This is a genomic window from Arthrobacter sp. TJ-217, assembly GCF_058269255.1.
In genome coordinates, this window is sequence record NZ_JBZCNJ010000002.1 from 245,229 (window position 1) to 258,017 (window position 12,789).

Below are 12,789 nucleotides of genomic sequence, written 5' to 3' on the forward strand. Positions count from 1 at the left end.
CGAGAATCATCTTCTCACATGAACCCTCTCATTTGGCCCCCAAAGGCTCCGGTCGAGTTCCGCCCGATGGGTGCACAAGACCCGTCATGAATACGCGAATCCCGCTGTCCTTACGCGGTCCTTAATGGCGCGGACGTTGCAGTCGCCTGCTCCGCAGCTACCCGCGGAATTCCGTCCCGGCCCCCGGTGCCGCCCGCACCCCGGGGCTCTCAGGCCTTCCGGGACACTTCCTCGAGGAGTTCGAGCACATGCTGGTACTGCTCGCCCGTGGCCCGGGTCATGCCCAGCTCACACGTGCGGTTGCACGAGGCGTGGGCGCCGGCGCCGAACCCGGCGATTTCGGCTGCCTGCCGCGCCGTGGCCGACGCCGTCAGCTCGGGGTGCAGCATGCCGCGGTCCCCGGCGAAGGCACAGCATCCCCAGCTCTCCGGGACCGACACCTCGGAGGCAACGGCCCCTGCCACGGCCTCCAGCGCCGGGTTGAGTCCCAGCCGGGTTGAGGAGCAGGTGGGGTGCAGGGCCAGGGATTCCCGTTTCTCGTATGGTCCGAGCACCGGGAGGATCCGTTCGGCGGTGAACTGAACAGCGTCAACGACCCGCAGCGGCCGCTGCCCCGGTGCGGGCCCGTCGCCAATGATCACGGCAAGCAGCCCCTCGGTGCAGGAGGTCGCATCACAGACCACCGGAAGGGCGCCGTCGCCGGTGGCCTCCCGCAGGGCGGCAAGGGTCCGGGCGGCCATCGCTTCCTGGCCCGCGGCGAGTCCCTTGGAGGACCACGGCGTCCCGCAGCACAGCCCGTCGATTCCCTCGGGCACCAGCAGGGTGAGCCCTGCCCGTTCGCAGAGCTCCTCGAAACTCACCTGCACCCCGGGGCCCTGATTGCCCCCGGGCGCGGCGGGGCCGAACATCGTCCCCACGCATGCCGGGAAGTACACGGCGTCAGCCGTTCCCTCAGGCGCGGGCCGGCGCCGCCGCGAGCCGCCCGCGGGCAGCTCGGGGGAGTGCAGCGGGATGTTATCGGCCCCCAGGGCCGCACGGGCAACGGAATTCGGGCCGCGGACGACCGGGGAGGGAAGCTTCGCGGTGAGGCTCAGTGCGGCACCGGCACCGCGGGTGACGCCGGCCCAGTGGTCGGCGGCAGCCGCGCCAATCCGTGCCGCCACCGGATGGGCCTTTTCCCGCCGGAGCCGCTTGACCAGGGAGCCGGTGTTGATGTCCACCGGGCATGCGGTCTGGCACATGCCGTCGACCGCGCAGGTCTGCACCGATTCGTAGTCGTAGTCCTTCTCCAGCTCCGCGGCCAGGGCGGTGTCGCCGTCGAGCCGCGCCTGTTCGATGGCGCGCAGGGTCACGATCCGCTGCCGGGGCGTCAGGGTGAGGTCCTTGCTTGGGCAGGCCGGCTCGCAATAGCCGCAGGACACGCACCGGTCCACCTCCTCGGCGACGGCGGGCACGGCCTTGAGGTGGCGCAGGTGCGCCTGCGGGTCCTCATTGAGGATCACGCCCGGGTTCATGACGCCGGCCGGATCGAACAGTGCCTTGATTGAGCGCATTACGTCGTACAGCTCATCGCCGTACTGGCGGCGAACGAAGGGCGCCATGACCCGGCCGGTGCCGTGCTCGGCCTTCAGCGAGCCGCCCTCGCCGAGCACCAGATCCACGAGGTCCTCGGTGAACGCCGCATACCGGTCCAGTTCCGCTGCCGAGGCGAACCCGTCGGTAAGCATGAAGTGGATGTTGCCGTCCTTGGCATGGCCGAAGATGACGCTGTCGCGGTACCCGTACGTCCCGAACAGCCGGGTGAGCTCGGTGCAGGTGCGCGCCAGCGCGGGCACCGGGACGACCACGTCCTCAAGCAGCGCCGTCGTTCCCTGGGGGCGGGCTCCGGCCACCGAGGCGTAGAGGCCCTTGCGCAGCCGCCACAGCTCGGCCCGGGCGGCGGCGTCGGTGCTGAACCGGGCGGGGGTGCTCAGGCCCAGCGGCGCCAGGGCAGCCTCGCCGGCTGCCGAGGCGTGCGCCAGTTCCTCAGGGGTGTCCGCCGAGTACTCGACGAGCAGGGCTGCGTGGTCGCGGACGGCCAGGTCGCGCACGAGGGCGGGCGTGCCGCGGAGCCCCTGGCCCACCTTCAGCGACAGCGCGTCAAGGAGTTCCGCTGTGGCGGCGCCGGAGTCGACAAGCGCGGGCAGGACGGAGTTGGCGGCCTGAAGGTCCGGGAAGACGAGCAGCCCCGTTGTTGTATGTGGCCGGACCGGGACCGTCCGGAACACGGCCTCGGCCACGAAGCCCAGGGTGCCTTCGCTGCCGACGATCAGGTGCGCCAGCATCTCCGCGGGAGTCTCGAAGTCGAGCAGCGAGTTCAGCCCGTAGCCCATCGTGTTCTTGCGGGAGAACTGGTCTTCGATGGTCCGCACCGAGGCTGGGTTAGAGCGCACCCGCCGGGCGAGCTGCAGCAGGCCGTCGTGGAGCGCCGGTTCGAGGGCACGCAGACGCCCGTCGGCGTCGGGCGCACCGGTGTCGATCACGGTGCCGCTGGGGAGCACCACTGTTACCGACTCAAGGGTGCGGTAGGCGTTGTCGGCTGTACCGCATTGCATGCCCGAGGAGTTGTTCGCGACAACGCCGCCGATGGTGCAGGCCGATTCGCTGGCGGGATCCGGCCCGAACTTCCGCCCGTACCGGGCCAGGCGGGTGTTGAGCATCCGCACGGTGACCCCGGGCTCGACCCGGACGCGGGCACCGCCGTCGAGCACCTCGATGCCGCGGAAATGCTTCCGCACGTCCACGAGCACCCCGTCGGTGACAGCCTGGCCGCTGAGGCTGGTTCCGCCCGAGCGCAGCGTGAGGGGGATCCCCTGGGCGGCCGAGGCCCGCAGCAGCGCACCGACCTCGGCGGCGTTCACGGGGGTTGCCACCGCCTGCGGGATCAGGAGGAAGTGGGAGGCATCGTGGGCGTTAGCGTGAAGGTCGATGGCCCGTTCGCTGATCCGGGCGGGATCACCGACGGCGGCGCGCAGCGCGGTGATCATGCGGTCCTCCCCGCACGCGTCCGGTGGTGCTGCGTTGAGAGGAATCCTTCCCGCTGCTCCGGCCCGGTGCCCAGGGCGACGGCTGCCCCAAGCCGCAGCGCTCCCTCAAGGGAGGTCCCCTCGCCGGGGGCCAGGTCAAGGCCCGGGTGCCTCCGGTGGAGCTCCCCGCCGAATTCATCAAGGAGGTCCGCGGAAGCTTCGAAGAGTCCGCCGACCCAGCGGATCCGCAGCGGCAGGCCGTCGACGAGGCCGGCGCTGGCGGTGCAGGCCAGTTCCCGGCCGGCGGAGCGGAAGATGCCAAGGGCGGTGGCGTCGCCGTCCGCAGCGGCGGCGGCGACGTCGGGTACGAAGGAGGCGAGAACCGCCGAGCGGTCCTGCCGTGTGTAGACGCTGCGGATGAGGTCCTCGGGGGAGCCGAACCGGGAGCGCAGGCGGTCGAGCAGTCCGGCCGAGCCCCCGCTCCGCCCGTCGTAGCTGCGGTAGGCGGCATCAAGGGCGCGGGCACCGATCCATGCGCCGCTGCCGGCGTCGCCGACCAGGTGGCCCCACCCGTCCACCCGCCTCCACAGCCGGGCGTGGTCCGTACCGAGGGCCACGGCCCCGGTACCTGCTGCGACAACGACCCCCGGCTGCATCGACAGTGCGCCGATGTGGGAGGTGACGACGTCGGAGGCGAGGACAGTGGTGCGCGCACCGAACCGGGCACTGAGCTCTGCGTGGACCCCGCCCGCATTGCGCAGCAGGGTGACGAGGCTCGCCGCGCCAAGCACAACGGTGTCGAGGGTTCCGGCACCCGAGGCGTCGCGCGCCGAGGCGACGAGTGGTTCAAGGGTGCGCATCAGCTCCTCGACATCGAGTCCGGTGCCGCCGATCCGCAGGCCGGTTCCGGTGAAGACCGTGGCGGAGGCCTGCTGCCCGCCGGTGGAAACCACGGCGACCCGGCACCCGGTCCCGCCGATGTCGATGCCGCACACGGCGGCACCGGGACGTTCGACGCCCGCGTCGTGGACCTGCCGCGGCTCGGTTTCGCGGTGCGTTGTCCCCGGCCGGTCGTTGGGGCGACTCATTGAGGTCCTCTCAGGCGGTGGGGGCAGACAACGTCAACGGTAACGCGGCCTGCAGTTCCATCTCGATGAAACTAAGTTTCATAACCTTACACATTGATGAAAGTGATTGACCACACGTTGCGGCCTGTGTTCTCCTTGGAGCGTGAACAACTCCTACAACGCCCAGGAGACGGCGGACCGCGAGGAAGCACCGGCGGATCTCGACCGCCTGGAAACCGAGCAGTCCCGCCCCGACCTGGCCGATCTCGACCTGCGGTCAACCCGCGACCTCGTCGCCCAGATTGCCGCCGACGACGCCCTCGTCCCTGCTGCCACCGCCGCGGCCGGCGAGGCCATCACCGCCGCAGTCGACGCCGTCGTCGACCGGCTGAGCCGGGGAGGCCGGCTCATCTACGTTGGCGCGGGCACCCCCGGACGCCTCGCGGGGGTCGACGCCGCCGAATGCGTCCCGACCTTCGGGGTGGCACCCGGGCTCGTCGTCGCCCTGATGGCGGGCGGGCCGGCCGCCTTGGTCTCCGCCGTCGAAGGGATCGAGGACGACCCCGCAGCCGGCGCCGCCGACCTGCGGGGCCTCGATGTGAGCAGGCTCGACGCCGTGGTCGGGATCGCGGCCTCGGGCCGGACCCCCTACGTCCTTGGGGCAATCAAGGCCGCCCGGGCCGCCGGAGCCGTGACCATAGGTCTCTCGAACAACCCCGGCACGCTGCTCAGCGCCGCAGTCGACCACCCCATCGAGGTGCTCACCGGGCCCGAAGTTGTTGCCGGATCCACCCGCATGAAGGCGGGCACCGCCCAGAAGCTCGTCCTCAACGCCATCTCCACAGCGGCGATGGTCCGCCTCGGGAAGACGTACGGGAACCTCATGGTCGATGTGAAGGCCACAAACGGCAAGCTGCGCCAGCGGGCGCAGCGGATCGTCATCGAGGCCACCGGGGTGCCCGCCGCCGACGCCGCCGGCGCGCTCGAAGCCTCCGGCTGGCATGCCAAGACCGCCATCGTGATGCTCCTCAACGGGGTGGATGCCACCGAGGCCCGCCGCCTCCTCGACGAGCACGCGGGCAATGTGCGGGCCATCCTTGGCGCAGCTCCGGTGCAGCAGTGAGGGTGCTCGGGTTGTCCTCCGGCACCTCGGTTGACGCAATCGACGTCGCGGCGGCGGACTTCGAACTCGACGGCACCGAGCTGCGCATGACCCCGCTGGGCCACCGGGAGGTCCCCTACAGCGAACGCCTTCGGGAGGAAATCCTTGCGGCAATGCCGCCGGCGGCCTCCTCCATGGAGGCCGTCACCCGGCTCGACACCCTCATCGGGCAGGAATTCGCCGCCGCAGCGAAGGCCTACCTCGCCGAGACCGCAGGCACCGCCGACCTCGTTGTCTCCCACGGGCAGACCCTCTTCCACTGGATCGAGGACGGAAAGGCCTGCGGAACGCTTCAGCTGGGCCAGCCCGCCTGGATTGCCCAGGCAACGGGGCTTCCCGTCCTCTCCGACGTGCGCAGCAACGATATTGCCGCCGGTGGTCAGGGTGCCCCGCTCGTCAGCATCTTCGACTCCCTGCTGCTCGCCGGGCGCGCGGAGGACGCAGCCGCCCTGAACTCCGCTGCCCTCAACTCGGCCGCCCTCAACTCTGCCGCCCTCAACTCTGCCGCCCTCAACCTTGGCGGGATCGCCAACGCTACGGTGATCCGCCCCGGGCAGGCCCCGGTCGCCTTCGACACTGGCCCGGCCAACGCACTCCTTGACGCCGCGGTACGCGCGGCCAGCGGCGGCGCCGAGTCCGTCGACCGCGACGGCCGCGGCGCCCGCTCCGGGACCGTTGACGCCGACCTCCTGGCTGCGCTGCTCGCGCATCCCTACTATGCGCAGCCGGCACCAAAGTCCACCGGCCGGGAGATCTTCCACGGCGGCTACATCGAAGAAGCGACGGCGGGCCGGTCCATCAGCGGTAACGACCTGCTCGCCACCCTGACCGAACTGACCGCACGCACCGTCGCCGACGCGCTCCGGCCCTTCGGCGTCGGCGAGGTCTTTGTCTCCGGTGGTGGAACCCGCAACCCGTACCTGCTGGAGCGGCTGCAGGCACACCTTGATCGGGCGGCGGTGCGCAATGCCGCAGAACTGGGCGTCCACGCCGACGCCAAAGAGGCCTACCTCTTCGCCCTGCTTGGGTTCTTCACCTGGCACGGGCTCCCCGGCACCCTGGGGAGCTGCACCGGAAGCACCACTCCGCCGATCGCAGGACGCATCACCCCGGGCGCCAACCCCCTGCGCCTTCCCCCACCGGTCACCGTCGCACCGCAGCGACTGACCGTTTTCCACCCGGTCACTGACCGCCACCTCTAGCCCTCCTGGAGAATTCGTGCAACCCCTCGACCTGATCGTCATCATTGCCTACCTCGTGGGCTCCGCCTGGCTGGGACTGAAACTCTCTGGCAAGCAGACAAACGTCAAGGACTACTTCCTTGGCAACCGGCAACTGCCCTGGTGGGCCGTGTGCCTCTCGGTCGTCGCCACCGAGACCAGCGCCCTGACGGTCATCAGCGTCCCTGCCGTCGCCTACCTCGGGAACATCACCTTCATCCAGGTGGCCATCGGGTACCTGCTGGGCCGCATCGTCGTCGCCTTCGTCCTCCTGCCGCGCTACTACCGCGGCGAGATGACCACCGCCTACGCCTACCTCGGCCAGCGCTTCGGCCGCGGGATGCAGAGCACCGCCTCGGTGGCGTTTATCCTCACCCGGCTCCTTGCCGACGGCGTCCGGCTCTTCGCCGCCGCCATCCCGGTGAAGGTGATCCTTGATTCCTATGGCCTGAACCTCAACTTCTTCGCCATCATCGCGATCCTCAGCGTCGTCACAATCGCCTACACCTTCTTCGGCGGCATCAAGGCCGTCGTCTGGGTCGACGTCCTCCAGATGGCCCTCTACGTGGTGGGTGGCATCATCGCCCTGATCTTCATCACCACAAGCCTCGACGTGAACTTCTGGTCCGAAGCGGCCGACGCCGGCAAGACCCAGGTCCTCGACTTCGCCTCAAGCCCCATCTCCGCCCCTTACGCCTTCATCACCGCGGTGATCGGCGGCGCCCTGCTGTCGACGGCCTCCCACGGTGCCGACCAGATCATCGTGCAGCGGCTGCTCACCACCCGCACCCTGCGGGACGCGCAGAAGGCAGTGATCGGCAGCGCGGTGATCGTGTTCTTCCAGTTCGCGCTCTTCCTCACCGTAGGCTTGGCGCTCTGGAGCTACTACGAGCGCAAGTCCGTCGAGGAGCTCGGCCTTGAGCGCGGTGACCAGATCTTCCCCACCTTCATCGTCGAAGGCCTCCCGAGCGGCCTGTCAGGGCTGCTGCTCGCGGGCATCCTCGCCTCGGCCATGAGCACCCTGTCGTCCTCGCTGTCGGCCCTTGCCTCCTCGACCATGTCGGACCTGTTCGAGAAGTTCAGCGCCCGGAAACTCTCCGAGACCGAGGGCCTGCGCCTGAGCAGGATCTTCACCCTGGGCTGGGGCGTGGTGTTCATCGGCGCCGGTGCCCTGTTCACCGGAACCGACAACCCCGTCGTCGAACTTGGCCTCTCAGTCGCCGGGCTCACCTACGGCGGCCTGCTCGGTGCGTTCTTCCTCGGACTCTGGGTGCCGAAGGCCCGCCAGACGGACGCGATCATCGGATTCGCCACAGCGGTCGCGCTGATGACCTACCTGTTCCTTTTCCAGCGCACCCTCATCGGCTTCACTTGGTACACGGCGATTGGCGTCGTTGTCACAGTGGCCCTTGGCTTCCTGCTGTCGCTGCGCCACCGCACTCCCGCCGACGCCGCTGCGACAACCGAGGAGATCGAGAGCGTCCGATGAGAATCAGCATCAAGCCCGACGCGGCAGCGGTCGGTGAGCACGCCGCCCGCATTCTCGCCCATGTTGTTGCGGGCAAGCCCGACGCCGTCCTCGGCTTCGCCACGGGATCGAGCCCGGTTGCCACCTACGAGGCGCTCGCCCGGCACCGCCGGGACGGGCTGGCCTTCGACCGGGTGCGCGGCTTCGCGCTCGACGAATACGTGGGGCTGCCCGCAGGCCATCTTGAGAGCTACCGCTCGGTGATCGAGCGCGAAGTTGTCCATCGGCTCGGGCTCACACCGGAGAACGTCAAGGTGCCGGACGGCGCGGCGGCGGACCTCGAGACCGCCTGCCGGGAGTACGAGGAGGCGATCCGGCGCAGCGGCGGGGTGGACGTGCAGCTGCTGGGCATTGGCGCCAACGGTCACATCGGCTTCAACGAGCCGACGTCGTCGTTCGCCAGCCGGACCCGCGTCAAGACCCTTTCGCCCCGGACCCGCGAAGACAACTCCCGGTTCTTCGGCGGCGACATCTCCCGGGTGCCGATGCACTGCCTTACCCAGGGCATCGGCACCATCCTCGACGCGAAGGCCGTTGTGCTTGTGGCGACCGGGGCGGCAAAGGCAGCGGCGGTGGCCCAGATGGTCGAGGGTCCCCTCGGCGCGTTCTGCCCGGCGACCGCCCTGCAGCTGCACGCCCACGCGACGGTGATCATCGACGAGGACGCCGCCTCCGAACTGCGGAACCACGCCTACTACCGGCACACCGAAGCGAACCGGCCCGCCTGGCAGCTACCCTGAGTCCGGTGACCACACTTCCGGCAAGCAAGCCCCTCGTCCTCCACTCGGCCCGCCGCTTCACCGACACCGCCGTCATTCCCGACTCCTGGCTCAGGATCGACGGCGGCGTCATCTCCGACGCCGGGACCGGCGACTCCTGGCGGGAGCTCGCGAAGGACGCGGAAGTCCTCGACGCGGCCGGAGCTTTCCTGGCGCCGGGGTTCGTGGACCTGCACTGCCACGGAGGGGGAGGGGCGTCCTTCGAGGATTCCGACATCTCCGAGGCGCTGCGCGTCCACCGGGCCGGCGGCACAACGAGCCTCGTCGCGTCGCTGGTGACCAACCCGCTGCCGGTCCTCGAAGCATCCCTGCGCTCGCTCGGCGCCGTCCGGGATCCGATGCTCCGGGGCTTTCACCTCGAGGGACCCTTCCTTGCCTCAAGCCACTGCGGTGCGCACCGCCCCGACTACCTCGTTGCGCCGACCGTCGAGGCGGTTGACCGGCTCGTCGAGGCCGGCGGAGGCTCGCTCGTACAGGTCACCATGGCACCGGAGCTCGACCCGGACCTCGCGGCCCTCCGCCGCTTCGTGCAGCACGGCGTCCGGGTGGCAGTCGGCCACACCGCGGCGGACTACGAGACCGCGCTGCGGGCCTTCGACGCCGGTGCAAGCCTGCTGACCCACACGTTCAACGCGATGGAGCCGCTGCACCACCGCAGGCCCGGCCCCATCGCCGCAGCCCTCGATTCACCGCACGTCACCCTTGAAATCATTGCCGACGGTATCCATGTCCACGATCCGATGCTGCGCCTGGTGTTCGCGTCGGCGCCCGGCCGGGTCGCCCTGATCACCGATGCGATGGCAGCGGCGGGAGTCGGGGACGGCCGGTACCGGATCGGCTCCCTCGACGTCACTGTGGCGGACGGCGAGGCCCGGCTCGAGCGCAACGGCTCGATCGCTGGAAGCACGCTCACGATGGATTCCGCGGTCCGCAGGGCGGTTGCGGCAGGCGTTGGAGAGGCCGAGGCGGTCGCCGCGGCGACGATCGTCCCGGCGCGCGCCGCCGGGCTGGTGGATTCGTGGATCGGCACCACCGAGGTCGGGGCGCGCGGCGGCGTCGTCCTGCTTGACGACGGGTTCAGGGTGCTGCGGGTGGTGTCCTGACCAGGTCCTGGTACTCCGTGTGTTCCTCGAGGAAGTTCTCCGCGAAGGTGCACCCGGCGACGACCTTTAGGTCCTTTGCGCGGGCATCCCGGAGGGCTTCGTGCATCATTGCGGTGGCTATGCCCCGGCCCTCGAAGTCCTCGTCCACGATGGTGTGCGTGAAATTGATGACGCCGTTCTCGAGGCGGTAGGCGGCAAGTCCGACGGCGTCCCCGTTGAGGTAGGCAATGTAGCGGTTCTTCTCCGGGTTGTCCGTGACCTCGAGCTGCGCCTGGGAGTCTTCAGCGCCGGTTGCCGTTCCCTGTTCGCCTAGTTCGTTTTGTTCTTCCGGGGTGCCTGCTGAACTGCCTGCCTGCCCGCCTGTGCCGCTGGTCATGGTTTCCTCTCCTTGCATTGCCATCAGTTTTCCACCCCGCCTCAGGCCGGTCAAAGCAGCACTAGGAGACCTGGAGGCCGCCGTTGATGTCGTAGGTTGCGGCGGTGATGTAGCCGGCGTCTTCGCCGACGAGGAACGCCATCAGCGCAGCGACTTCGCCCACGGTACCCACCCTGCCCACCAGGATGTCCCGCGACATCTCCTGCTTCCGCTCCTCGGTCAGGGTGCCGCCCATGATGTCGGTGTCGACAGGGCCGGGGGCAACGCAGTTCACCGTGATGCCGTGCTCGCCCATCTCGCGGGCCAGCGCCCGGGTGAAACCGATGATTCCCGCCTTCGAGGCGCTGTAGGCCACCTTCGAGTAGGTGCCGCCTCCGCGCTGGGCCGAAATAGAGGAAACGCTTACCACCCGTCCGAGCTTCCGGTCGATCATGCCGCCGAGCACCCGCTGGGTGACGAGGAAGGTGCCGGTCATGTTCACGGCGAACACCCGCTCCCAGGCCTCCTTCGTCTCCTTCATGAATTCGGTGGGCGAGCTGATGCCGGCGAGGTTCGCGAGCGCGACAATGGGCGGCAGTTCGGCCTCGACGCGCCCGATGGCGGCGTCGACCGACTCCTTGTCCGAGACGTCGGCTGCAACGCCAAGGGCGCTGACGCCGTGCCGGTCGGCGATGTCCGAGGCAGCCGCTTCCGCAGCGCCGGCGTCGATATCGAGGATGGCAATGGACCAGCCCTGGCCGGCCAAAGTGTTTGCCAGGGCGCGTCCGATGCCGCGCGGGGAAGCTGCACCGGTGAGGACCGCCGTGCGCTCGGCCGGGAAGGTTGCCGTTTCTGTCATGTTGCTCAGCTCCTTGAACTGTTCGTGTGGTGGATGAAGTGCTCGTAGTCGTCGTAGGTCTGATCGATGTGCGCCTCCATCGCCTTGCGGGCCGTCTCGGGGTCACCGGACCGGATTGCGTCAAGCACGAGGCCGTGGTGCCGGATCGCGTGTTTCTGGACCTCCCGGAAGGACGACGTTTCCCGCCGCATTGTGTAGAGCAGTTGCCCGAGCGGGCCGAGGATCACCGGCACGAACGGATTGGCCGAGGCACGCAGCACCGCGTCGTGGAAGTCGAGGTCGGCGACGGTGACGGCGTCAAGGTCGTCCGCCTCGTGGGCGGCCTTCAGGGCTTCGACTGCGGCGGCCATCTTCGCCAGGTCGTCCTCGCTCGAATGCCGGGCGGCGAGTTCGGCGGCTCCGATCTCGACCATGCGCCGGACCTCGAGGAGCCGCAGCGCAACTTCGCTCGACCCGATGCCCAGCGAGGCCGAGCGGAGGATTGCCTCAAGGTTCGTCCACTGGGCCGGGGGATTCACGAAGGTTCCAAGACCGCGCTTGATGGAGATGACGTTCTGCGCCTCAAGTTTCTTCAGCGCCTCACGCACGGTGAGGCGGCTGACGTCGGCATCCTTGGCCAGTTCGGCCTCGGGGGGCAGCGCCTCATGGGGGGCGAACCTTCCCTCGATGATCTGCTGCAGCAGGTTCTCGAAGACCGACTCAGCGAGTGACTGCCGGCCCATCAGGGGCTCCTCCCTCAGCTGCCTGGTTGGTCCCTGCGTTCTGGCTGTCCGTCGTCCTTCGAGCAGGCGCAACGACCTGAATGACCGAGGAGTCGTCGGCCGTGCCGAGCCCGTGCGTCTGCCCCAGCAGGAACAGCTGCTCGGCCGCCGCAGCGACCGGTGCGGCAAGGCCTGCCGCCCGGGCGGCCTTGCCGACGATGCCCATGTCCTTGACGAAGATGGCGAGCCGGCTCAGGACCTCGGTACCGCCGTCATAGCCTTCGATCATGCGCGGTCCGCGGTTTGAGAGCATGAACGACGCCGCGGCTCCCGACTCAAGCGCACGCAGCGCCAATTCCTGATCGAGCCCCAGCGCGTCGGCCAAGGCGAGCGCTTCGGCTGCGGCGGCGATGTGCACCCCGCACAGCAGCTGATTGACCGTCTTCATCGCCTGCCCGTCACCGGGCTTGTTTCCAACAACCGTCAGCGTCGAGGCGAGCCGTTCGAGGACGGGCCGGGCCTTCTCGAGAACGGCGGGCTCGGCGCCGAGCACGATCAGCAGGTCGCCCTCACCCGCGCGCGCCGGCCCGCCCGAGAGCGGGGCGTCGACGAGCCCCAGCTGCAGCGCGGCGAGGCGCTCGGCCCAGGCCGGCACGGCGTCAACGCCAACGGTGCTGGTGATCACGACGACGGCGCCCGGATTCATCACCTCGGCCACGCCATCGGCGCCAAAGAGCACCGCCTCGACCTGGGCGGCATTGCGTACAGCGAGCAGTACGACGTCCGATTCGGCTGCGGCGGCACGGGCGGATTCATATGACGTCGCTCCGGCCGCGCCGGCGGCTTGGCGCAGGGTCTCGGAGGGGTCGAAGCCCCGCACGGGAAAGGATCCGGCGAGCCGGCGTGCCATTGGCAGGCCCATCGCGCCGAGGCCAAGGACGGCAACGGTGGGGACGATGGCATCCGGTGGATTGCTCATTTCCGCTTCCTCTCCTTCGGGACTTCTCGGC

General features: G+C 69.4%; 11 protein-coding genes. 5 read left to right on the plus strand and 6 right to left on the minus strand.

Annotated features, from left to right (window positions below):
• Window positions 1–209: 209 nt before the first annotated feature.
• Window positions 210–3,026 (minus strand): FAD-binding and (Fe-S)-binding domain-containing protein, encoded by a 2,817-nt coding sequence (locus AC4D2R_RS04260; RefSeq protein ID WP_490937824.1) that lies wholly within the window; start codon window positions 3,024–3,026, stop codon window positions 210–212.
• Window positions 3,023–4,093 carry an N-acetylglucosamine kinase gene (locus AC4D2R_RS04265; RefSeq protein WP_490937826.1) on the minus strand — a complete coding sequence of 357 codons (1,071 nt, stop codon included), beginning with the start codon at window positions 4,091–4,093 and terminating at the stop codon, window positions 3,023–3,025. The genes AC4D2R_RS04260 and AC4D2R_RS04265 overlap by 4 nt, the downstream gene beginning before the upstream one ends.
• A gap of 142 nt (window positions 4,094–4,235) precedes the next feature.
• On the opposite strand from AC4D2R_RS04265, the gene murQ reads away from it, so the two are divergent.
• The 5 genes from murQ to nagA are packed head-to-tail and all read left to right on the plus strand — an operon-like array spanning window position 4,236 to window position 9,864.
• Window positions 4,236–5,195, plus strand: a complete 960-nt coding sequence (murQ, locus tag AC4D2R_RS04270; protein WP_490937828.1) for an N-acetylmuramic acid 6-phosphate etherase — start codon at window positions 4,236–4,238, stop codon at window positions 5,193–5,195.
• Window positions 5,196–5,197: 2 nt separating this feature from the next.
• Entirely contained in the window at window positions 5,198–6,436 is a 1,239-nt protein-coding gene (locus AC4D2R_RS04275) for an anhydro-N-acetylmuramic acid kinase (RefSeq protein ID WP_490937830.1), read from the plus strand.
• A gap of 16 nt (window positions 6,437–6,452) precedes the next feature.
• On the plus strand, window positions 6,453–7,943 hold the full coding sequence (locus AC4D2R_RS04280; protein ID WP_490937832.1) for a sodium:solute symporter: 1,491 nt from the start codon (window positions 6,453–6,455) through the stop codon (window positions 7,941–7,943).
• Complete coding sequence (gene nagB, locus AC4D2R_RS04285; RefSeq protein WP_490937834.1) at window positions 7,940–8,722, plus strand: glucosamine-6-phosphate deaminase; 783 nt, start codon at window positions 7,940–7,942, stop codon at window positions 8,720–8,722. The genes AC4D2R_RS04280 and nagB overlap by 4 nt, the downstream gene beginning before the upstream one ends.
• Before the next feature lie 5 nt (window positions 8,723–8,727).
• On the plus strand, window positions 8,728–9,864 hold the full coding sequence (nagA, locus tag AC4D2R_RS04290; protein WP_490937835.1) for an N-acetylglucosamine-6-phosphate deacetylase: 1,137 nt from the start codon (window positions 8,728–8,730) through the stop codon (window positions 9,862–9,864).
• On the opposite strand, the gene AC4D2R_RS04295 is transcribed toward nagA, so the two are convergent.
• From AC4D2R_RS04295 to AC4D2R_RS04310, 4 genes are all read right to left on the minus strand, one after another.
• A complete protein-coding gene (locus tag AC4D2R_RS04295) occupies window positions 9,839–10,240 on the minus strand; it encodes a GNAT family N-acetyltransferase (RefSeq protein ID WP_490937837.1) in 402 nt (133 codons plus the stop codon). The two genes, nagA and AC4D2R_RS04295, sit on opposite strands and share 26 nt — an antisense overlap.
• 61 nt (window positions 10,241–10,301) lie before the next feature.
• Entirely contained in the window at window positions 10,302–11,078 is a 777-nt protein-coding gene (locus AC4D2R_RS04300; protein WP_490937839.1) for an SDR family NAD(P)-dependent oxidoreductase, read from the minus strand.
• Window positions 11,079–11,083: 5 nt separating this feature from the next.
• Window positions 11,084–11,800 (minus strand): FadR/GntR family transcriptional regulator, encoded by a 717-nt coding sequence (locus AC4D2R_RS04305; RefSeq protein ID WP_490937841.1) that lies wholly within the window; start codon window positions 11,798–11,800, stop codon window positions 11,084–11,086.
• Window positions 11,778–12,758 (minus strand): NAD(P)-dependent oxidoreductase, encoded by a 981-nt coding sequence (locus tag AC4D2R_RS04310; protein ID WP_490937843.1) that lies wholly within the window; start codon window positions 12,756–12,758, stop codon window positions 11,778–11,780. The genes AC4D2R_RS04305 and AC4D2R_RS04310 overlap by 23 nt, the downstream gene beginning before the upstream one ends.
• Between the last annotated feature and the right edge of the window lie 31 nt (window positions 12,759–12,789).